General features: G+C 62.6%; 18 protein-coding genes. 12 read left to right on the top strand and 6 right to left on the bottom strand.

All coding sequences use genetic code 11. The features are described 5' to 3' along the window. Positions 1-9: 9 nt before the first annotated feature. The gene (locus ACZ9IU_RS15880; RefSeq protein WP_038544483.1) at positions 10-1419 is read right to left on the bottom strand and encodes a circularly permuted type 2 ATP-grasp protein; all 1410 of its coding nucleotides are present in this window, start codon (positions 1417-1419) and stop codon (positions 10-12) included. 455 nt (positions 1420-1874) lie between these two features. On the opposite strand from ACZ9IU_RS15880, the gene ACZ9IU_RS15875 reads away from it, so the two are divergent. The 3 genes from ACZ9IU_RS15875 to ACZ9IU_RS15865 all read left to right on the top strand — a co-directional run bounded on the left by ACZ9IU_RS15875 (position 1875) and on the right by ACZ9IU_RS15865 (position 4933). After that, positions 1875-3098 (top strand): FAD-dependent oxidoreductase, encoded by a 1224-nt coding sequence (locus ACZ9IU_RS15875; RefSeq protein ID WP_038544481.1) that lies wholly within the window; start codon positions 1875-1877, stop codon positions 3096-3098. 130 nt (positions 3099-3228) lie between these two features. Further along, positions 3229-4104 carry a DMT family transporter gene (locus ACZ9IU_RS15870; protein ID WP_038549510.1) on the top strand — a complete coding sequence of 292 codons (876 nt, stop codon included), beginning with the start codon at positions 3229-3231 and terminating at the stop codon, positions 4102-4104. 85 nt (positions 4105-4189) lie between these two features. Beyond that, complete coding sequence (locus ACZ9IU_RS15865; RefSeq protein WP_038544479.1) at positions 4190-4933, top strand: SDR family oxidoreductase; 744 nt, start codon at positions 4190-4192, stop codon at positions 4931-4933. A 132-nt stretch (positions 4934-5065) separates the two neighbouring features. Here the strand turns inward: ACZ9IU_RS15865 and ACZ9IU_RS15860 are convergent. The 3 genes from ACZ9IU_RS15860 to ACZ9IU_RS15850 form a co-directional block, all read right to left on the bottom strand. Then, positions 5066-6437, bottom strand: a protein-coding gene (locus ACZ9IU_RS15860; protein ID WP_038544477.1) for an IS1182 family transposase whose coding sequence is annotated in 2 segments (ribosomal slippage) — positions 5066-6139 and positions 6141-6437 — 1371 coding nt in all. Because the reading frame shifts where the segments join, the coding sequence is not laid out codon by codon here. A gap of 103 nt (positions 6438-6540) precedes the next feature. Then, on the bottom strand, positions 6541-8277 hold the full coding sequence (locus tag ACZ9IU_RS15855; protein WP_038544475.1) for a DEAD/DEAH box helicase: 1737 nt from the start codon (positions 8275-8277) through the stop codon (positions 6541-6543). A gap of 404 nt (positions 8278-8681) precedes the next feature. After that, the gene (locus ACZ9IU_RS15850) at positions 8682-9035 is read right to left on the bottom strand and encodes a hypothetical protein (protein WP_038549508.1); all 354 of its coding nucleotides are present in this window, start codon (positions 9033-9035) and stop codon (positions 8682-8684) included. Between the two features lie 468 nt (positions 9036-9503). On the opposite strand from ACZ9IU_RS15850, the gene ACZ9IU_RS15845 reads away from it, so the two are divergent. Beyond that, complete coding sequence (locus tag ACZ9IU_RS15845; RefSeq protein WP_038544474.1) at positions 9504-13268, top strand: response regulator; 3765 nt, start codon at positions 9504-9506, stop codon at positions 13266-13268. A gap of 107 nt (positions 13269-13375) precedes the next feature. On the opposite strand, the gene ACZ9IU_RS15840 is transcribed toward ACZ9IU_RS15845, so the two are convergent. Beyond that, positions 13376-13903: a chemotaxis protein CheD gene (locus ACZ9IU_RS15840; RefSeq protein WP_038544472.1), complete on the bottom strand. Its 528-nt coding sequence runs from the start codon at positions 13901-13903 to the stop codon at positions 13376-13378. 248 nt (positions 13904-14151) lie between these two features. Between ACZ9IU_RS15840 and ACZ9IU_RS15835 the strand changes: the two genes are divergently transcribed. Beyond that, positions 14152-14514, top strand: coding sequence for a hypothetical protein (locus ACZ9IU_RS15835; protein ID WP_038544470.1), 363 nt, complete (start codon positions 14152-14154; stop codon positions 14512-14514). A gap of 78 nt (positions 14515-14592) precedes the next feature. Here ACZ9IU_RS15835 and mnmC2 read toward each other — a convergent pair whose 3' ends face one another. Continuing rightward, entirely contained in the window at positions 14593-15333 is a 741-nt protein-coding gene (gene mnmC2 / locus ACZ9IU_RS15830) for a tRNA (5-methylaminomethyl-2-thiouridine)(34)-methyltransferase MnmC2 (RefSeq protein ID WP_038544469.1), read from the bottom strand. Between mnmC2 and ACZ9IU_RS15825 the strand changes: the two genes are divergently transcribed. From ACZ9IU_RS15825 to uraD, 7 genes are all read left to right on the top strand, one after another. Beyond that, positions 15332-16522 (top strand): NAD(P)/FAD-dependent oxidoreductase, encoded by a 1191-nt coding sequence (locus tag ACZ9IU_RS15825; RefSeq protein WP_038544467.1) that lies wholly within the window; start codon positions 15332-15334, stop codon positions 16520-16522. The two genes, mnmC2 and ACZ9IU_RS15825, sit on opposite strands and share 2 nt — an antisense overlap. Positions 16523-16645: 123 nt before the next feature. Next, complete coding sequence (locus ACZ9IU_RS15820; RefSeq protein ID WP_038544465.1) at positions 16646-17353, top strand: DUF1045 domain-containing protein; 708 nt, start codon at positions 16646-16648, stop codon at positions 17351-17353. 73 nt (positions 17354-17426) lie between these two features. Beyond that, positions 17427-18284, top strand: coding sequence for an AraC family transcriptional regulator (locus ACZ9IU_RS15815; RefSeq protein ID WP_038544463.1), 858 nt, complete (start codon positions 17427-17429; stop codon positions 18282-18284). Between the two features lie 198 nt (positions 18285-18482). Then, positions 18483-19190, top strand: coding sequence for an AzlC family ABC transporter permease (locus tag ACZ9IU_RS15810; RefSeq protein WP_038544461.1), 708 nt, complete (start codon positions 18483-18485; stop codon positions 19188-19190). After that, the gene (locus ACZ9IU_RS15805; RefSeq protein ID WP_038544459.1) at positions 19187-19489 is read left to right on the top strand and encodes an AzlD family protein; all 303 of its coding nucleotides are present in this window, start codon (positions 19187-19189) and stop codon (positions 19487-19489) included. The genes ACZ9IU_RS15810 and ACZ9IU_RS15805 overlap by 4 nt, the downstream gene beginning before the upstream one ends. Positions 19490-19559: 70 nt before the next feature. After that, positions 19560-20486 (top strand): allantoinase PuuE, encoded by a 927-nt coding sequence (gene puuE, locus ACZ9IU_RS15800; protein WP_038544458.1) that lies wholly within the window; start codon positions 19560-19562, stop codon positions 20484-20486. Next, on the top strand, positions 20483-20980 hold the full coding sequence (gene uraD, locus ACZ9IU_RS15795) for a 2-oxo-4-hydroxy-4-carboxy-5-ureidoimidazoline decarboxylase (protein ID WP_038544456.1): 498 nt from the start codon (positions 20483-20485) through the stop codon (positions 20978-20980). The genes puuE and uraD overlap by 4 nt, the downstream gene beginning before the upstream one ends. The last annotated feature ends 10 nt before the right edge of the window (positions 20981-20990 follow it).

Here is a 20990-nt window from a genome sequence, read left to right as displayed (position 1 = left end):
TCTACGACCTCAATCTTCCAGTACCCAGGTGTCCTTGGTGCCGCCGCCCTGGCTGGAATTGACCACCAGCGACCCCTGTTTCAGGGCCACGCGGGTCAAGCCGCCGGGGATGATCTTCACCTTGTCGGAAACGAGCACATAGGGACGCAGGTCGACGTGGCGGGGAGCAATCCCCTTGTTGACGAAGATCGGCACGGTGGACAGCGCCAGCGTCGGCTGGGCGATGTAGTTATCGGGCCTGGCCGCCAGCTTCTCGGCGAAGTCGGTGCGCTCCTTCTTGCTTGCCGTCGGGCCGACCAGCATGCCGTAGCCGCCGGACCCGTGCACCTCCTTGATGACCAGTTCCTCGATGTGCTCCAGCACGTATCTGAGGCTGTCAGGCTCGGAACAGCGCCAGGTTGGCACGTTTTCGAGCAGCGCCTTGCGGCCCGTATAAAATTCGACGATCTCGGGCATGTAGGAATAGATCGCCTTGTCGTCGCAGATGCCGGTGCCGGGTGCATTGGCGATGGTGATGTTGCCGGCACGGTACACGTCCATGATGCCGGGAATGCCGAGCGCCGAATCCGCGCGAAAAGTCATCGGATCGAGGAAATCGTCGTCGACGCGGCGGTAGAGGACGTCGATGGCCTCGTAGCCGCGGGTGGTGCGCATCTTGACGCGGCCGTCGATGACGCGCAGGTCGCCGCCCTCGACGAGTTCGACGCCCATCTGGTCGGCAAGGAACGAGTGTTCGTAATAGGCCGAGTTGAAGATGCCGGGCGTCAGTACCGCGACGCGGGGCCGGCCGTTGCAGCCGGGAGGGGCAAGCGAGGCGAGCGACTGGCGAAGCAGCCGCGGATAGTCCTCGACCCGCTGCACCTTGTTCAGCGCAAACAGTTCCGGGAACATCTGCATCATGGTTTCCCGGTTTTCCAGCATGTAGGAAACCCCGGACGGCGTGCGGGCATTGTCCTCCAACACGTAGAACTGGTCCTCGCCGGTACGCACGATATCGGTGCCGACGATGTGGGTGTAGACGCCGCCGGGCGGCTTGAAGCCGATCATTTCGGGGAGGAAGGTGACGTTCCTCTCGATCAGCGCGCGGGGAATGCGGCCGGCCTTGATGATCTCCTGCTTGTGGTAGATGTCGTCGAGGAAGGCGTTGAGCGCCAGAACCCGCTGCTCGATGCCCTGAGCCAGCTTGCGCCATTCACGGGCGGAGATGATGCGGGGAATGATGTCGAAGGGGATGAGCTTTTCGGAACTGTCCGCGTGTCCGTAGACCGCGAATGTGATGCCCGTCCTTCTGAATATGTTTTCCGCATCCTGGGTCTTGCGGATCAGGTGTGCAGCATCCTGACTGGCATACCATTCGTGATAGGTCTTGTATGGCGGTCGCGGAAGGTTTTCCGCAGTCAACATTTCATCAAATGCCAAAGGCGCATTCCCCTTTTTTGGCCATAAGAATACAACGGTGAGGGCAATGCAAGAACTGTGCGCAATTGGCGGGAAAAGAATTCCGCGCATCAGAAAAATACAGTTTCGATGCTCCCCGACCAGTAAATGCGCTGATTCCGGTGCTCGGCAAGCTCCCTACTTTAGAAGGAGGTGAATAAATCTCCTGCCTTGAAAAACATCAGCTGCCTAAGCGCTGATCAAATGCTGTCCAGCTTGCGTCGATTGAGCTCAAGTTTGCGAGTGATCGCGAGGTCGGTTTCCCCCAATTCTGCCGGTTGACAGAGTTTCGGCCATTTCGCATAAGGAAGCCGGACGTGCAAAAGTCACGGCCCGGTCGGTAGTCCGGGTGACGCTTTGCGTTCGTATAAGGGTTCGCTCATGGGGAGCGGGCACATCCTGTACGTCCTTTTCCGATCACGGAAGAGGAGCGTCCTATGTCTAAGCTTAAAGTTATTATTGCCGGTGCCGGTCTCGGCGGGCTTTGCCTTGCGCAAATACTGCGTCGCGCCGATGTCGGGGTGGAAATCTTCGAAAGCGATTCCAGTCCCTGGGATCGCCCTCAGGGCTATCGCCTGCATATCGACCGGGATGGGGTAAACGCCCTCAGGGAAGTCCTGCCTGCAAATCTGTACCGGCTTTTCGAAGCGACCGCGATGCGGCCACTGCCGTACACCACGATTGTCGATACGACCCTCAAGGAATTGCGGCGGATATCGAGCGGCGGGCACGACAGGACGCCGCGGCATTGGCTTGCTGATGGCGGTCCGCAGCATATCAACGTCAATCGCGCCACCTTGCGGCATATCCTTCTGACCGGCCTGCAGGATTTCTGCCGATTCGGCGCCCGAATGCTGCGCTATGAAACGGATGCCGAAGGGGTAACCGCGGTGTTTGCCGACGGCAGCACCGCACGAGGCGACATTCTGGTCGGTGCCGACGGGATCCGCTCCGCGGTGCGCCGGCAGCGACTGCCCGAGGCGCGCATTATGGATACCGGAGTGCGCGCCATCTACGGCCGTATTCCGATCGAAAAAGCTCGCCACCACCTGCCCGAACACGTTCTTGCCGACGTCTTCACCGTCGCCTCCGACGACCGGCGGGTGTTCCTCGGACTGGGACCGGTGATTTTTCCGGCCCGTCCGGACGCAGCTTCCGACAGGATCGCGCCGGAGGCAGGGCTTTTCGGCCAGGACGACTATGTCGTCTGCATCGTCGGCGGTCGCCGTGAATATTTCCCCGGCGAGGATGCGATGCTGCGACAGGCCGGCGGCCCGGCGCTTCAGGCCCTTGCGATCAGGATGCTGGAGGAGTGGCCGGCGGCTGCCGGGGCCATTCCGGCTCAGGGAGACCCTTCCTCCTTTTTCTCGATCGAGATGCATACGAGCGTTCCCTGCGATCTCGGAGAGACTTTTCGGGTGACGCTTCTCGGCGACGCCATCCATGCGATGACGCCGACGCTCGGACGTGGGGCCAACGTCGCGATGCGCGACGCGGCGCTGCTCGGACACGCAATTATTGCCGTGGAACGCGGCGAGGTCGGCCTTGCCCTGGCGCTTACTGCCTATGAGCGGGAGATGGCCAGTTACGGTTTCGGCGTGGTGCGAGAGTCGGCCTTCATCGGACAAGGGCTGATGGGACAGGATTCGCTTGCCGCGTGACGATTTCCCTTCTCTCAATCGGCGTTCATCGCAATCATCAGTTTTTCTGCTTTGACGATGAAACGAGGTGGGAATAAGCAGGCGGCTTCCACGAAAGCGGCCGCTGCCGAAATCTCCGCCGGACATCCCCATCATGCTCGACCGCCTGGCTCCGGCCCTTTTTGTCCTCCTCTGGTCCACGGGCTGGCTCGTCGCGAAATACGCGGCGAAACACGCCGATCCCTTGACGTTTCTGGCCGGGCGACACGCACTCGCCGCCGCGGCGTTTTTCGTGGTCTGCCTGGTCACCAAGGCAAAATGGCCGAAGAGCCGTGCCCAGGTCGGCCATGCGATGTTCTCGGGCGTCTTCCTGCACGGACTTTATCTTGCGGGCGTCTGGTATGCGATTGCGCAGGGCGTGCCGGCCGGTCTTTCCGGCATTATCGCCGGGCTGCAGCCGCTGCTGACCGCGCTCGTCGCGCCGCTCTTCCTCGGAGAGCGCCTCAAGCCCTTGCAGAAGGTCGGCCTGGCGCTTGGTTTTGCCGGCATTCTGATCGCGATCTCGCCGCAGCTTCTCGACCTCTTCGAGCGCGGGCTGGCGGGACTCGCGGTTCCGGTGCTGATCAACCTCGTCGCCATGGCGTCGGTCACCTACGGCACGCTCTACCAGAAGCGGCACCTGCAGGAGGGCGACCTGTTCTCGATCGCCGCGCTGCAATTCGTCGGCGCGCTGATCGTGACGATCCCGCTGGCGCTCAGCCTTGAAAACCTGCGTTTCGACTGGACGCATGAGGCGATCTTCGCCATGGCCTGGTCTGTCCTCGGCCTGTCCATGGGCGCGGTCGGCTTGCTGCTCTACCTCATCCGCCGCGGCCAGGTGTCCCGCGCCGCCTCGCTCATCTACCTGATGCCGCCGGTGGTGGCGATCGAGGCGGCCATCCTTTTTGGGGAGCCGCTGACCCTGCCGATGATCGTCGGCACGGTGATCGTGGTGGCGGGCGTCTACATGGTGAACCGAAAGGCCTGAGCGAGTTTTTCATCCGGTCAGGAATCGGGTGTCGATGCGAAACGGGCGGCCTTAGACAGCGGATGTAACCAACAGGAGGTACATCATGCTAACCGACAAAGTGGCCATCGTTACCGGCGCATCAAGCGGCATCGGCCGGGCCGCCGCCCTTCTCTTCGCCCGGGAAGGGGCTGCCGTCGTTGCCAACGCACGAGGCGAGGCGGAATTGCAGACGCTTGTTTCCGAGATCGAGGCGGCCGGCGGACGTGCGGTCGCCGTGGCAGGCGATGTCGCGGACGAGGAAACCCACCGGGCATTGCTCGAAGCGGCGCTTGGCCGGTTCGGCGGTCTCGATATCGCCCTGAACAATGCCGGCACGGTCGGACCCTACAAGCCGCTATGCGAGGTGACGCTGGAGGAGTGGCAGAATACCCTGGCCATGAACCTCACGAGCGCCTTCCTCGGCGCCCGTTTGCAGATCCCGGCCATGCTCGAGCGCGGCGGCGGGTCGATCATCTTCACCTCCACCTTCGTCGGCACCAGCGTCGGCATCCCCGGCATGGGGACCTATGGCGCATCGAAGGCCGGGATCATGGGTCTGGTGAAAGGGATCACCGCCGATTACGGAGCGCGCGGCATACGCGCCAATGCGCTGCTGCCGGGCGGCACCGACACCCCGATGGCGGGCGACGCGGCGCAAAAGGAATGGGCGGCGGGCCTGCATGCCCTCAAGCGCATCGCCCAGCCTGAAGAAATCGCCCGGGCCGCACTTTTCCTGGCGAGCCCAATGGCGAGCTTCGTGGCAGGGTCTGCGCTCTATGCGGACGGCGGGAACGCTGCGGTCAAATGACAAAAAAAGAGGCCGCGCGAGCGGCCTCTCAGACTGCTGACAAACCCGTCGATATTTTCGGCGGGTTTTGTTTTTGTGGATTTGTTTTTCCGCCGGGAGGTCTTGGCGGGAGGCGCAGAAGGATGGGCTGGCTCATGCCGCGGCTGGTTTTGGTGTTTTGATGAGCGCCATTGCGATCTTCTTGATGTTCTGGGCGGCTGCAGCCAGCAGGCATTGGCAGGCGACACGGGTGAGACTTCGGAAGCGGGCATAGCGGTGGCCATGCAGCTGCTTGGCATCGGCAAAGGAGCGCTCGACCGTTTCCTTGCGGCGTTTGTAGATCGCCTTGCCCCAAGCGGTCAGGCGGTTGGCATCGGTGCGCTCGCGGGCATCGGCCCAGACATGGCGGGTGATGGTGCGTGTCGCGGTGGCGTTATGGGTGCAGGAGGCCAGCAACGGGCAGGTGCGGCAGATGGCCGGATCGGATGCGTAATGTTTATAGCCGTTGCGGTCGGTGGTGGCATAGGCGAGCAACTGTCCTTCGGGGCAGCGATAGCCGTCTGTCTGAGGCTCGTGGACGAACTTCGATTTGCGCATCATGCCGGCTTTGGGCGGTGTCGGATTGCGATAGCCGGTGACACCGAGGATGGTGCGGTCTTCAAGCCCCTTGGCGATGCCGGAGGTCGCATAGCCGGCATCCAGGCCAACCGCGCCGACCTCGAAGCCGAACCGCTCACGCTGACGGTCCAGCCGCTCGAGATAGACGATGCTGTCATGCACATTGGCAGGTGTCACATGGGTGTCGGTGATGATCGCATGGCGGCCGTCCACCGTGCGGTGGTCGAGGTAGAAGAAGCCTTTCGGTTTGCCGTCGCGCACCATATAGCCGCTCTCGGGGTCGGTGCGCGACACCTTGGTTTCCTTCACCTCCGGCTGACGCTCTTTCTCCTTCAACGGCTTCTGGCCATGCAGCGCCCGCTCGACCTCGATTGCCCGGTCGAGGTCGGCCCAATAATCGGCGCGCGACTTCTCGATCATCGCAAGGTCGTATCTGCCCTTGTTGGCGTTCGCCTTCAGATGCGTCGAATCCGTATAGAGCACCGTACCGTCGACCAGGCCATGACCGATCGCCTGCTCAACGATATGATCAAAGATGTCCTGGGAAACCGAGGTGTCGTTGAAGCGCCGGCGGCGGTTCTGCGACAGCGTCGAGGCGTCAAACACCCCCATCCGTCAGCTTCATCCGCAGAAACCAGCGATCGGCGACGTTGACCTCGATCTCGCGCACCAATTGGCGCTCCGAGCGGATGCCGAACAGGTAACCGATGAACAGCGCCTTGAACATCAAGGTCGGATCGAGCGGCGGCCGGCCGTTGTCGGCGCAATAAAGCCCGGCAACGCGATCATGGATGAACGAGAAGTCGATCACCGCATCAATCTTGCGAAGCAGGTGATCCTTCGGCACCAGACCCTCGAGCGTCACCATCTCAAGAGCCGTCTGGCAAGGGGTAGGTTTCTTCAACATGTCCCAATGAATCACAAACCCCCGGACCACGCCAGGGGTTTGTCAGCAGTCTGAGAGGCCGCGCGAGCGGCCTCTTGGCTTTGTTTTCTTACGCAGGGCGTCCTTACGCCGGGCGGCGTGTGCGGCCCTGCTGGCCGGAGCGGTTATCGTTGCCGAACTTTACCGGACCTGCGTTGCCGCCAGCGGCGGGCCGGGCGGCTTCGACGCGCGGGCCGCGGTTGTTGCGCTGGGCAGCGGGTTCATGGGCGCCGTGTGCAGCATGCGGGTTCGGAGCCCCATTGCCGCCCTTGCGGTGTTCCTTGCGGGGCTCGGTGCGCGCCGGACGGCCTTCGCCGTTCTTCATCCCATCCTGGGGACCGAACTGCTTTTTGGCCGGGCGGAAATCCGACGTGGTCGAGAGGTCGTTGTCGACGTCCGGGCGCGGAGTGTTCTCGCCGCGACGCTGGCCGCGGAAATCGTCGTTGCGACGATTGTCGCGCTGTGGGCGGTCACCATGGGGACGATCGCCGTTGGCGCGGGCCGGACGCTGGGGACGATCACCGCCCTCGGCGCCTTCCGCTGCGAAGAACGGCTTGCGGGCCGGACGTTCGCGGCGCTCGGGACGGCCTTCGCCGTTGCCGCGTGCCTGGCCGTTGCCGCCCCGGCCGCTTTTGGCCGCGCCGCCACGGTTGTTGTTGCCGGCACCGCCGCGTGGCTGGCGGCCGCCTTCGGGGCGTTCGCCGGATGCGGTGGTGATTTCGATGTTCATCAGGCGCTCGATGTCGCGTAGCAGGCGGGCTTCATCGGGGGCGCAGAAGGCGATCGCAATGCCGTCGCGGCCGGCACGCGCGGTGCGGCCGATGCGGTGAACGTAGGCGTCCGGTACTTCCGGTAGGTCGTAGTTGAAGACGTGAGTGACGCCAGGGATGTCGATGCCGCGAGCAGCAACGTCGGTGGCGACCAGAACACGGATCTCGTTGTCACGGAAGGCCTTGAGGGCGCGTTCGCGCTGGCCCTGGCTCTTGTTGCCGTGGATCGAGGCAACCTTGAAGCCGATATGCTCGAGATGCTTGGAGAGCTTCTCGGCGCCGTGCTTGGTGCGCAGGAAAACCATGGCGCGGCCGGTCGGGTTTTCTTCGAGCGACTTCTTGAGAAGGTCCGTCTTGTCGTTCTTGCCGACCACGAAGTGGACGAACTGTTCGACCTTGTCGGCGGCCTTGCCCGGAGGCGTGACCGAAACCTGGACCGGATCCTTGAGGAAGTCGGAGGCAAGATCGGCGATCGCCTTCGGCATGGTGGCCGAGAAGAGCAGGGTTTGGCGCTTGTTCGGCACCATTTTGGAAATCTTGCGCAGATCGTGGATGAAGCCGAGATCGAGCATCTGGTCGGCTTCGTCGAGGACGAGGTAGCGAACTGCGGTCAGGCCGATGGCACGGCGGGCGATCAGGTCGAGCAGGCGGCCCGGGGTCGCGACGAGAATGTCGGTACCCTTTTCGAGCTGCAGCTGCTGCTTGTTGATCGAGGCGCCGCCGACGACGGCGTTGATCTTCATCGGGGTACCGCGCACGTAGCTCTTCAGGCTGGCCGCAATCTGGTTGACCAGTTCGCGGGTCGGAGCGAGGATGAGCGTACGGGTGGTGCGGTTGTCAGGACGCTTCGGGTCCTTGGCAAGCATTTCGATGATCGGGAGACCGAATGCAGCGGTCTTGCCGGTGCCGGTCTGGGCAAGGCCGATCATGTCGCGGCCTTCGAGAAGCTGGGGGATCGCCTGGGCCTGGATCGGGGTCGGCGTTTCGTAACCGAGCGCAAAAAGAGTGGCTACGGTCTGCTTGGACAGACCAAGCTCGTGGAAATTCGTCAAGTCGAATACCTTTTCGGGGCGCCAAAAGCGTATCGCCGGACTGGCACCATGCCGTCCGGTCTGCCTTTGGCGTCAAGAACCCCGCGTGAAGTGGGAACTTGCAAGTTGGAAATTGCTCTCCAGCGCTTAAACCCTCCGGGATCGAGGGCGATCTATCTTTGCGCCTTGTTCCTTCTTCGCGGTGTCTTTAATGACGCGGGGCCAACTCACGCGGCGGCCGGAAGGTGAAAGCTGAAGCGCATTTGGTGGTTTTCCGGGCAAAAGTCAAGCAGATGTTTCGCACTCGCGAAATGGCGTGGCTTCCCAGCGGTGTCCATAACGGCGCTCTGTGCGTCTGCAGGACAACAAAAAGCCTGCATCCGCCGGCGGCGGAAACAGGCTCTTCAATGCGATTGCTCTGCCGATCAGCGCGAGCAGACTTCGACGCGATAAGGCTCGCCATAGCGGTTGCGGCGCCATTCGAGTTCGCAGACCGGTGGATAATCGCGATAATAGGCGCGGCGGTAATAGACAGGCGGCGGGGGCGGGGGAGCGTAGTCGTATTCCGGCTCCACATATTCGGGCTCGGCATAAGCCGGCCGCTGCGATCCTGCGATGATTGCGCCGCCGATGATGCCGCCGGCAAGGCCTGCGGCCACGCCCGGCCAGACATTGCGATGGCGGTCGCGGGCTTCTGCCGCCGGAGTCGTCGCCGTCAGGGCGCCCGCTACGGACAGTGCGGCGAGGCCGAGTGAGATCGTCTTTTTCAGTGCCGACATGTTCTTTTCCTTTCCCTTTTTGTCCTCAAGGGGTGAAGAAATGGTCGCGCCCAAAGGCGGCGGATTGATGAAGACGATTCCTCGATAGTCTGAACGGACGTTCTAGCTTCATGCCGCCTGCGGTTGATTTTTATCAAGCCTCAGCAATTGCCAATGTCGATTGTGGCCGGATCGTGGCTATAACATGGAGAAGATTTGGCGGCGGAAATTGGGCCTTCTCCGGGTTGCTTTCGGATTAGCTCGGATCACTTACGCCATGCGGTTGGATGTCTGCGGATGTCGATGCCCGTCACGATCAATCACAGGCTGTATTGGCGCCCATATATAGGCGCTTCCGGTTGACAAATGCCAGAAATGATAAGTCGTACTGTTTCAACAACACGATGTTAACACTCGCTATGGTGTTATCAGTCGATTGGGAGACAAACGAATCGAGCCGGATATCGGCCGGCACGAGGAGCGGGGAAGGTGGACACGGAAAGCGAACTCTTGAAAACGGCGTGCGAGCGGATCAACGATCTTGCCGAACCCGCGTTCATCAAGGACAGCGCCCTTAGCTACGTGGCGGTGAATGCTGCCTATGCACGCCTTTTCGGCATGCATCCGAGCGAATTCGCCGGCAATACCAGCCGTGGCCTTGCAGGCGCGCTGGACGATGCCGACCGCAAGGAAAAGGAATGCCGGGCGATCGTTTTCGGCACCGACGAGACGGCACTCTGTTTCGACCGCTCCGGCGTTGTCCGCCATGAGATCCATATCGAGCGTTTCCTGACGGAAGACGACCATACCTATCTGTTCGGCACGTTTGCGGCGGTACCGGGCGTTGCCGCCATTTCAGAGCCGAACAACGTTGCCCCGCTTGCCGTTGCATCACGCGCCGTCGTCCCGCCCCCCGGTGCCCCGGCCAGTGGTGCTACGGCCAACGCTGCAAAGCCGATCGCGCCGTTTTCGCCTTTCAACAACGCGCTTCTCGACGATGCCCTCGACATGCTCGAAATGGGTATCGGCATCTATGACAAGCACAACGTTCTGCTCTACTGCAATTCACAGCTCATCAATCATTTTTCATCGATCTCGATCGATATCCAGCCGGGGATCACGCTCAACGATATTCTCGGATTTGCCTATGATCGCCGTCAGCGCGTGTCGCCGGCGAGCTTTGGTTCCGATGTGCCGAACAAGGACGCTTGGATAGCCGAGCGGATGAAACCGTTCGATCTTCCCTATTCCGAAAGCATCGACCAGCTTTCCGACGGACGCTGGCTGCGGAGCATCAACAAGCGTCTCGAAAACGGCCTGCTGATCGCCATCCGTCACGACGTGACCGATTTCAAGGAGCAGGAAATGCTCCTGCGCACCCATGTCTCGGAGACGGACCTGTTCCGCGCCGTCCTCGAAGACCTGCCGGTGCCCGTGTTCGTGCGCAACAGCGACCGCCAGCTCACCTATGCCAATGCCGCCTACGAGGCGATGCTCGGCAAGCCGAGAAGCCATTTCCTCGGCAAGACCGAAACGGAAATGTTCCCTGACGCGGCCGATCGCTTCCGGATTGAAAACGACCAGGTAATGACAGGCGAGGACATCGAGAAATCGGAGGATATTACCTTTCCCGACGGATCGGTTGTCCCGGTCATCACGCATCTGCGCCGGGTGACTACCAATGACGGCGCGCACAACCTCGTCGGTTCGCGCATGGACGTCTCCCGCATCAAGGAGGCGCAGAACAAGGCGGAGAAGATGGGCAAGGATCTGCAGACGATCCTGCACACCATGCCCGTCGGCGTGGCGATCCTCGACGAGCAGTTCCTGTTCGAATACGCCAACCCGGCCTTCTATTCCTTCTGGGATGCCGGTGAGCAGTTCGATCTGCCTGGGCGTTCCTATCGGGATTTCCTCAAGGTCAATTTCGACCACGGCATCTATAGCGGCTCGCCGCAAAGCTTCGAGGAGATCTACCGGGAGCGCATTGCCGCCTTGACCGACGGTCAGGAGCGGCCGCCGATCGAGGTGAAAAGCCGCAGCGGCCTGGTGATTGTCATTTCCGGCACTCAGCTTTCCGGCGGCAAGATCCTGCTGAGCTACATGGACATCACGGCTGTCCGCAAGCGCGAGCAGGAGATCCAGGAGGCCCGTGCGGCGCTCGAAACCCACGGCGCGCTGATGCGCGACGCGACGAGCGCCATGTCGCAAGGGCTGCTCATCCTGCATGACGGCGAGATCATCTTCTCCAATGATGCGCTGCCGGCCATGCTCGACATGCCGGCCGAGATGGTGGGCGCCGGAGGCCTGTGGCGCGATCTCTTCCGCTATTGCGTCGAGCGCGGCGATCTCGGCACGTCCGAGGAAGCGGCGGCGACGCTCCAGGCCTGGGAAGACAATGTCGCAGCCGGCAAGCCGGTGTTTGCCGCCTTCCGCGTCGAGGGCCGCAAGTGGATCCAGGTTGAGGCAAAGCTGACCGGCAGCGACCATTGGCTGGCCGTCTTCACAGACGTCACGGAGATGAAGAGCCGCGAGGAAGAACTGACCCGCCTGCTGCAGCGCGCCGAGGCTGCCGACCGGGCGAAGTCGGAATTCCTCGCCAATATGAGCCACGAGATCCGCACGCCGATGAACGGCGTGCTCGGCATGGCCGAACTGCTGGCCAAGTCCAATCTCGACACCCGCCAGAAGACCTTCATCGACATCATCGTCAAATCGGGCAATGCGCTTCTGACGATCATCAACGACATCCTCGACTTTTCCAAGATCGATGCCGGGCAGATGACGCTGCGCAAGGCGCCGTTCGACCCGGTCGAGGCGATCGAGGACGTGGCGACGCTTTTATCCTCGTCCGCTGCCGAGAAGGATATCGAACTCATCGTGCGCGGCGACGTCTCGATCCGCGAGACGGTGATGGGCGACGCTGGGCGTTTCCGTCAGATCATAACGAATCTGGTCGGCAATGCGGTGAAATTCACCGAAAAGGGGCACGTCTTCATCGATCTGAGATCGGAGGCGAGGGGCCCCGGCGAGATGTTGCTGTCGATCCGCATCGAGGATACCGGGCTCGGCATTCCGGAAGAGAAACTGAAATCGGTGTTCGAGAAATTCTCGCAGGTCGACACGTCCTCGACGCGCCGCCACGAAGGCACCGGCCTGGGGCTGGCGATCACCGCCGGCCTCACCGAACTCTTCGGCGGTTATATCGACGTGACGAGCGAAGTCGGTCGCGGCTCGGTCTTCACCGTGCACCTGCCGTTCCAGGTGGTCAGCGAACGCAACGTCCTGACGGCCTTGCCGATCAACACTAGCGGCGCACGCATCCTCGTCGTCGACGACAATGCCGTCAACCGCCGCATCCTCACCGAACAGCTCACCATGTGGGGGTTCGACACGGTTGCAGCCGACGGCGGCGCCGAGGGTCTGGCGATCCTCAGCGAGGCCGCCCGTATCGGCGTCACTGTCGATGCTATCGTGCTCGACTACCACATGCCGGAGATGAACGGCCTGGATTTCGCCAAGCAGCTCCGGCGTGATCCGCGCTTCGACGGAACCGGCGTGGTTTTCCTGACCTCGATGGACATGGCCGGCGACGACAGCATGTTCGCCGCCCTCAACATCCAGGCGCATCTGATGAAGCCGGCACGCGCCAACCTGCTGCGCAGCACGATCATCGACGTCGTCCGCTCGATCCGCACCAAGCGCCGGGCAGTCGAAGCGGAGCAAGCGGCCGGTCGGACTCAGACGGCCGTGCGGCCCCTGGCGCCGGTTGCCGCGCCCAAGCTGGTTGCTTCGGCGCCAGTGATTGCCGAACAGCCGGTGGTCCCGGTCTCCACGCCGCCCATGCAGGCGGCGCCGACGCTCGACGTGCTGGTCGCCGAGGACAACGAAGTCAATCAGATCGTCTTTACCCAGATCCTGCAGACCACCGGCTGGCTGTTCCAGATCGTCAAGAACGGTGCGGAAGCGGTCGAAGCGTGGAAAAAGCACGATCCGGCGGTCATCATCATGGACGTTTCGATGCCGGTCATGAACGGCCATCAGGCGACCCAGAAAATCCGCGAGCTCGAACAGGAGACCGGCACCCATACGCCGATCATCGGCGTCACGGCGCATGCGCTCGAAAGCGACCGCGAACTCTGCTTCCAGGTCGGCATGGACGATTACCTCTCCAAGCCGATCAGTCCGGAGGCATTGGAAACCAAAGTCCGCAACTGGCTTGGCGGTGCGATCGTGAGTTCGGTGTCGAACTGAGCCGGCGTTTCCGGCTCTCAACGCTCTCACCTCGGCAATGTCGGCGCACATCCCTGCTCCGAAGAACTGGCAATACTGCTGACGCGGCGGCAGAACGTAGCGGGCGGTCAGTATCGCGCTGCCTTGGCGGTTGCGTCGGCGATGCGGGAAGTTGACGGAGCGGGCGCCGTGGCCGCAGTGATCCGCATCTGTACGCTGCCTGTCGTCGGGTGAAACGCGATCCAGCGCGCCAGGTCATCGCCGAGGCTGGAATCGACAAGCTTGATGCCTTCCGCCTGAAGGAAGCGCCTGGCGAACGCGGCGTTCAGCAATCCGGGATCGTAGCCGCTGCATTTGCGCGTGCGGCCGCCAAACAGCTTGGCCCGAAGGTTCCGGCGTTCCGCGCCGAGACTGCACAGGTCGTCGACAAGCGCACGCATGGCCAGATCGCCGTAGCGTTCCGGGTGCTGGGTGATCTCCAGTCCGCCGCTCGCAGGCAGGATGAAATGGTTCATCCCCCCGATGTTGGTGGTGGTGTCGTAGATGCAGGCCGAGACGCAGGACCCGAGAACGGTCATCAGCACGGTATCGGGATCGGCCGACACCGCATATTGGCCGCCAATGACATGGATATGGTGGGAGCCCGTGAAGTTCATCTGATGCTCTGATCCCGTGTATGTGAAAATTATTTTCACGCAAAAGTATGAAAGCGGGACGCGAGCGGGAGGGACCAACAATGAGTGGCGAGAAATACGGTCTTATACGTTTTTCGTAATTTCGGCAGGGTGCGAGCGACCGGTTTTCCGTTCAGGGACCGTTAAGCTCGGCACCGGCATTGTCCGGCAATACCCGAGCCCCTTTTGCCGCTTTCAGGCGCAGCTCGGTGGAAACGGAGACGCTTGTGATGAAGAAGATGATTGTCTCGGCGCTGATTCTGGCCGCTACCTGCACCAGCGTCCTGTTGCCGGCCGGTGAAGCCTCGGCCCAACAGTGGGACAGACACTACGACCGATACGATCGATATGATCGATACGATCGCCGTGACCCGCCGCGCAGGCATCATAACAACGATGGCGCGCTGATTGCCGGAGGTTTGGCCGCGGGCGTCATCGGCGGTCTGATCGGCGGGGCTCTCGCCAGTGACAGCGGGCCGCGTTACATCGATCCGCCACCGCCGCCGCGGCCGCGCTGCTGGTTCGAGGACCGCCGCGTCCGCAACGCCTATGACGGCGGATGGCACATGGAAAGCCTGCGCGTCTGCCAGTAGGTGGCATGCGATGTGATGGATGGCAGCCGGTCTCAGGGCCGGCTGTTTTATGTTGGGCGGTCTTGGCGCGACCCTGGATCAGGGCGCCGGTTTGATGCCGCACAACATCTCGCGTTTGCCAGCAAATCCCGGCCGCCGTTCGACGGTAAAACCGGCCGCCTGCAGGTTTCGCCGTACGAAGCCGGCTGCCGCATAAGTGCCGAACGTGCCGCCAGGTAAGGTTTTGTCATGGAGCGCCTGCATGATATCCGGCGACCACATGTCCGGATTGCGCGACGGCGCAAAGCCGTCGAGGAACCACGCGTCGAAATCCGCGCTGGCCGCGGAGACGCCTTCGAGTGCCGGGCCGCAGACGACTGTCAGACGTGTCTGGGCGTCGGCGTCGATCACGATATGCCCGGCAGGCTCGTCCGGCCAAGCTTTGACCACTGCCTGCCGTTCCGCCGCGATCTCCGGCCAGCGGGTGAGCGCCCGGTCGATTTCGTCGCGCTGCATCGGATAGAGTTCGAAAGAGGTGAAATGAAGCTTCGCGCCTGCGGGGCGAAAAAGCTTCCATTGCCGCCAGGTCTCGCAGAAATTCAGGCCGGTGCCGAACCCGAGTTCGCCGATCCGGAAAGTCCGGTGACTTTTCCAGCGCTCCGGCAGGCCCCAGCGCTCCGGCAGGCCATTGCCGGCCAGAAACGTGTGGCCACACTCCAGCCGGCCGTCGGTGCGGCAATAAAAGTGATCGCCAAACTTTTGCGAATAGGGCATATCGCCGTCATGCCAGTCCAGCGTCTGGCTTTCGGTCACACGAATTTCAGGATCACGGTCGCTCATGGGAGATGCGGATAATCCTGCCGGCTTCGGCGGTCAATCTCATGTCCTTCCCGCATCCGCCGATCTCGTCATCCTGGGCGGCGGCATCATGGGCCTCTGGGCGGCGGTCAAGGCCGAGCGACTCGGCATCCGCACCCTGCTTGTCGATGCCGGCTCGTTGGGGCAGGGGACAAGCGGCGGGCTCTTGGGCGCCCTGATGCCGTATATGCCCGATAAGTGGGACGACAAGAAGCAGTTCCAGTTCGATGCGCTTCTGTCGCTGGAAGACGAAATCGCTGAGCTCGAAGCCGAGACGGGCATGGCCTGTGGCTACCGCCGCTCCGGCCGGCTGATTCCGCTGCCGAAGCCGCACTTACGCAAGATCGCGCTCGGCCATTCGGCCGATGCGGAAGCCTGCTGGCGGCGCGGTGACCGTCGTTTCCTTTGGCATGTGCTCGACCGCCCGCCGCAAAAAGGCTGGCCGGATGCCTCCTTCGCAGCTGCCGGACTGGTGCATGACACGTTTGCCGCCCGGGTTTCGCCGCGGGGTCTCGTATCGGCTCTCGCGGCCTTCCTGCGTAGGGCCGGCAATGTCCGAATCGTCGAAGGCCTGGAGGCCGAAACGGTAGATCCAGCCGCTAATAGGATTATATTCCGCGGCGGCGAAAGCGTCGCCTTCGGACACTGCATCGTCTCGGCCGGCCACCGATCCTTTTCTCTGCTTCAAGGCGTCTCGCCGCCGCTGAAACATCCGATCGGCCAGCCGGTCAAGGGGCAGGCGGCGCTGCTCAAGGCCAATATCGATCCGTCTCTGCCGGTGATCTTCCTGAACGGCCTCTATCTGGTCGCCCATGAGGGCGGTCACGTGGCGGTCGGCAGCACCAGCGAGGATGTGTTCGAAGACCCGTCGTCGACCGACAGGCAGCTCGACGACCTCGTCTTGCGCGCCCGGTCGCTCGTGCCGGCCCTGGCGCAGGCCCCCGTCGTCGAGCGCTGGGCGGGATTGCGGCCGAAGGCGATCGGCCGCGATCCGATGGTCGGCGCGCATCCCGATCACGCCCGAGTGATCGCGCTCACAGGTGGTTTTAAGGTGAGTTTCGGTATCGCGCATAGGTTGGCGGATGCGGCGCTCAATGCCGTGAATGGCCGGGAAATGCGGCTTCCGGCGTCATTTACGCTCACCAGTCATCTTGCCGTCGCCTCGCGTTAAACGCGAGTTTTCGGTCCTCCGCGTCGTTATTCTGTCACGCAAATCACTTAACCCCCACGGCAGGGATTGTTGAGCAATGCGTAAAACACGGGGTTGCTGAAAAGGACGTTCAGAAGGTGACGCATGCGCTATGCCATTCATTTCACGCCTCCGGCGCATGATCCGCTGACGGTCGCTGCAGCGCAGTGGCTCGGCCGCAACGCCTTTTCAGGCGAAGCGACGGAGCCGCCGGCAATCCGTGGCATCGGCATTCACGACATTGCTTTCAACACCGCGCTGCCACGCCGCTACGGTTTCCACGCGACGCTGAAGGCGCCGTTCCGCTTGGCACCCGACGTGACCGAACCGATGCTGCTGCGCCATCTGATGCGGTTTGCCGGCACCCACAGCCCTTTCGAATTGCCGAAGCTCGAAGTCGTGCGGCTCGGCAACTTCTTCGGCCTGGCGCCGGTCGTTCCTTGCGATACCGTCCGGTTCCTGGCTGCTTCCGTGGTCCAGGAGTTCGACAATTTCCGCACGCCATTGTCGGAAGCTGAGCTGGAGCGCAGCGATTCTGGCGATCTCTCGGCGCCGCAATTCGCCAACCTGCATCGCTGGGGCCACCCTTATGTGATGGACGAGTTCCGTTTCCACATGACCCTGACCGGCCCGCTGTCGCTGGTCGAGATGCCGCGTTTCGACCTGGCGCTGCGCGATTATTTCGAACCCTATCTGAAAAAGCCGGTCGAGATCGCCAATCTGGCGCTCTTCATCGAGGAGGAGCCCGGCGCGCCCTTCCTGGTGCATTCGCTGCATCCGATGGGCCGCGTGGCGGCGCGCAAGATCGCCTGACATTCAGGTGCCTCTGGCTTCCGGCGTCACTTTTGTTCAAGAGCGATGGTCGCCGATCTGCTATACTTTTTCCATGGAGAATATCTCGCAGGAACAGGCCACCGACCACATGCCGCTGATGCCGGCAGAGGTGACCCGTTTCTGGCGGGACGATCGCTTTGGCGGCATGGAATGCCTGCGCGCGACGTTTCTCACCCACGAATTCGCGCCGCATGCGCATGATACGTTCAGTATAGGTGCGATCGAGCAGGGCATGCAGGTTTGCACCATCAAGGGCAGCCGCGAAAGCGCCGGGCCGGGCGGGCTCTACCTGATCAATCCGGGCGAGACACATGACGGTGCGCCGCGGGGCGGCGGGTATCGCTACCGGATGATCTATCCGGATGTCGCACTGCTGCGCGAGATACTCGAAGACGTCACCGGCAAACCTTTTGAGGGCACGCCCGCCTTCGGCATCCAGCTCCTCCACGATCAAGCACTTGCCGACGCTTTCCACCAGGCGCACCGGACGCTGGAAGAAGGCTCCGGCGCGCTCGAAACCAGCCAGGCGATGTTCCTGGTGCTCGACGCGATGTTTCGCCGTCACGGCAGTTCGATCATCGTACCGGCCGATACGACGGAGCGCACCGCCGTGCGCCAGGCCCGGGACTACCTCACCGAGAATTTTGCTTGCGATGTCGGGCTGGAGGAACTTGCGACCGTCGCGGGTCTCAGCCGCGCTCACCTTATCCGCGCGTTCCGCAAGGAATTCCACATCACGCCGCATTCCTTCCTCACCGACATCCGCATCCGAGCGGCCCGCAAGCGCTTGAGGGAAGGCGGCCAGCCGGCCGAGATCGCGCTCGAATGCGGTTTTGCCGACCAGGCCCATTTCACCCGGCACTTCAAGGCCCGCACCGGGCTGACGCCGGGGCAATACCGGGCTCGCTGATCACTTTCGTTCAAGACGATAGATGTCGGGCGCCTTAAGCCTCCCCCTCATCCGCCTGCCGGCACCTTCTCCCCGAGGGGAGAAGAGGGATTGCCGCAACGACTCCGATCACCCTCTCCCCTTGGAGAGAGGGTGGCCGAGCGAAGCGGAGGCCGGGTGAGGGGACGACGTACGCCGACAGCAGATCAAGGTTATTGGATGAACAACGATACAAAACTGCAAGACTTCCTCGGCGGCATGCGGGCGATCTCGCCGCTGATCGCCGCGGTCATCCCGATCGGCCTCGTTTTTGGCGCGGTTGCTGCCACGAAAGGCCTGTCGCCGGCCGAAGCGGGGTTGATGAGCGCGCTGGTATTCGCCGGTGGGTCGCAGTTCGTAGCGATGGATATCTGGACCCATCCGGCCTCCTGGACCGGGGTCGGTTTTGCCGCGCTTTTGGTCAATATCCGCCACGTGCTGATGAGCGCCTCGCTCGGTATCAGAATGGATGGTTTCGGCCAACCGGCGCGCCATCTCTCGATGCTGTTCCTCGCCGACGAGATTTGGGCGATGGCGGAGTTCCGGGCCAAGGTGGCGCGGCTGACGCCCGCCTGGTTCGCCGGCCTCGCCATGCCCTTCTATCTCGCCTGGGTACTCTCGGGGCTGGCTGGTGCCGCCCTCGGTGCCTTTCTCGGCGACCCGGTGGTGCTCGGGCTCGACTTTGCCTTTCCAGCCGTCTTCATCGTGCTGGTCATGGGCTTCTGGAAGGGACCGGAAACCGGCGCCGTGCTGCTCGCGAGCGGCGCGGCCGCCGTCGCCACCCAACATTTCGTGCCGGGCGTCTGGTATATCGCTGCCGGTGCTATCGCCGGCCTTGCCGCCGCCCTGGTGACCGGCAAGTCCCGGGATATCGAGGTGACGCCATGACTGTTGATCTCGCCACGCTCATTGCCATCCTCGCCATGGCGGCTGCGACCGCACTTACCCGGTTGAGCGGCCTCGTGCTCATCCGCCACGTCTCGCTCGAAGGCGGCCGCCGCAAGGCGATCGAATCGATCCCGCCGGCAGTTCTGATGGCTGTCGTCGCGCCGACCGCTTTTGCGACCGGGATTGCCGAAACCTTGGCCTGCGCCGTGACTACTTTTGCGGCACTTCGCCTGCCGATGCTCGTTTCCGTGGCACTCGGGGTCGCCTCAGTCGCGATCCTTCGGGCGCTCGGCCTCTAAGCGTCATTTCCATCTCGACATGGCCGGAAAGGGTGCGCTACCGTCCGGCCTCATTCGTCGAAGGTGATCCATGCAGGCAAAAGACTATCCGCGCGAACTCGTCGGCTACGGCCGTTCCACCCCCGATCCGAAATGGCCGGGCGGCGCTCACGTCGCCGTGCAGTTCGTGATCAATTACGAGGAGGGTGGCGAGAGCTCGATCATGGACGGCGATCCGGCCTCGGAGAACCTGCTGTCGGAAATCGTCGGTGCCGCGCCCTGGCCGGGCCAGCGCAACCTCAACATGGAATCGATCTACGAATACGGCTCGCGCGCCGGCTTCTGGCGTCTGTTTCGGATGTTTACCGAACTCAAGGTCCAGACCACCGTCTACGGCGTGACGCTCGCCATGGCCCGCAATCCGGAAGCGGTCTCCGCCATGAAGGAAGCCGGCTGGGAGATCGCCAGCCACGGCTACCGTTGGCTGGAATACAAGGATTTCCCGGAGGCAAAGGAGCGCGAGCACATCCTCGAGGCCGTGCGGCTGCACACCGAGCTCGTCGGCGAGCGGCCCTACGGCATGTACCAGGGCAAGCCTTCCGACAACACGCTGAAACTGGTCATGGAAGAGGGCGGCTTCCTCTATTCCTCCGACAGTTACGCAGACGATCTGCCTTACTGGGTCAACGGGCTCGACCAGAAGCCCTTCCTGATCATCCCCTATACGCTGGAAACCAACGACATGCGGTTTGCGACGCCGCAGGGGTTCAACACCGGCGACCAGTTCTTCACCTATCTCAAGGATGCCTTCGACGTGCTTTACCAGGAGGGCAGGGAAGGCGCGCCGAAGATGATGTCGGTCGGCCTCCACTGCCGCCTCGTCGGGCGGCCCGGCCGCGCCGCCGCGTTGAAGCGTTTCATCGAATATGTGCTCAGCCACGACAAGGTCTGGATCCCGCAGCGCATCGAGATTGCCAGGCACTGGCACGAGCATCACAAGCCGGCGGGCACGCTATGACCGCCCGCGGCGATTTCATCCAGATGTTCGGCGGCGTGTTCGAACATTCGCCCTTCATCGCCGAACGCGCCTATGACGCCGGTCTGATGCTGGTGCCCCTGACCTCCAAGAGTGTGCATGACGCGCTGACCTCGATCTTCCGCCGGGCAAGCCGCGAGGAACGCCTCGGCGTGCTGCGCGCCCATCCCGACCTTGCGGGCAAGCTGGCGATCGCCGGCGAACTGACCGAGGACAGCAAAAAAGAACAGGCCGGCGCCGGGCTGGACCGCCTGAGCGCTGCCGAACACGCCCGCTTCACCGAGCTCAATACCGCCTATACGCAAAAATTCGGCTTCCCTTTCATCATCGCGGTCAAGGGTCTCACCAAGGATGACATCCTGGCCGCCTTTGAGAAGCGCATCCACAACTCGGCCGAAGAGGAGTTCGATACCGCCGCCGCCCAGGTGGAAAAGATCGCGCTCCTGCGTCTGCAATCGCTGCTTCCGGGACATTGAGGCCTTGGAC

The sequence above is a fragment of the Mesorhizobium sp. USDA 4132 genome, assembly GCF_056279545.1.
The sequence above is the reverse complement of the archived record's forward strand: the minus strand, read 5'-3'. Positions and strand labels throughout refer to the sequence as shown.

Excerpts from the sequence above, each read along its gene's own strand:
- ACZ9IU_RS15875 (WP_038544481.1), top strand. The coding sequence starts at position 1,875 with ATGTCTAAGCTTAAAGTTATTATTGCCGGTGCCGGTCTCGGCGGGCTT.
- ACZ9IU_RS15815 (WP_038544463.1), top strand. The coding sequence starts at position 17,427 with ATGGAGAATATCTCGCAGGAACAGGCCACCGACCACATGCCGCTGATG.
- ACZ9IU_RS15810 (WP_038544461.1), top strand. The coding sequence starts at position 18,483 with ATGAACAACGATACAAAACTGCAAGACTTCCTCGGCGGCATGCGGGCG.
- mnmC2 (WP_038544469.1), bottom strand. The coding sequence starts at position 15,333 with ATGAGCGACCGTGATCCTGAAATTCGTGTGACCGAAAGCCAGACGCTG.
- ACZ9IU_RS15820 (WP_038544465.1), top strand. The coding sequence starts at position 16,646 with ATGCGCTATGCCATTCATTTCACGCCTCCGGCGCATGATCCGCTGACG.
- ACZ9IU_RS15840 (WP_038544472.1), bottom strand. The coding sequence starts at position 13,903 with ATGAACTTCACGGGCTCCCACCATATCCATGTCATTGGCGGCCAATAT.
- ACZ9IU_RS15835 (WP_038544470.1), top strand. The coding sequence starts at position 14,152 with ATGAAGAAGATGATTGTCTCGGCGCTGATTCTGGCCGCTACCTGCACC.
- ACZ9IU_RS15825 (WP_038544467.1), top strand. The coding sequence starts at position 15,332 with ATGGGAGATGCGGATAATCCTGCCGGCTTCGGCGGTCAATCTCATGTC.
- ACZ9IU_RS15850 (WP_038549508.1), bottom strand. The coding sequence starts at position 9,035 with ATGTCGGCACTGAAAAAGACGATCTCACTCGGCCTCGCCGCACTGTCC.
- uraD (WP_038544456.1), top strand. The coding sequence starts at position 20,483 with ATGACCGCCCGCGGCGATTTCATCCAGATGTTCGGCGGCGTGTTCGAA.
- ACZ9IU_RS15865 (WP_038544479.1), top strand. The coding sequence starts at position 4,190 with ATGCTAACCGACAAAGTGGCCATCGTTACCGGCGCATCAAGCGGCATC.
- puuE (WP_038544458.1), top strand. The coding sequence starts at position 19,560 with ATGCAGGCAAAAGACTATCCGCGCGAACTCGTCGGCTACGGCCGTTCC.
- ACZ9IU_RS15805 (WP_038544459.1), top strand. The coding sequence starts at position 19,187 with ATGACTGTTGATCTCGCCACGCTCATTGCCATCCTCGCCATGGCGGCT.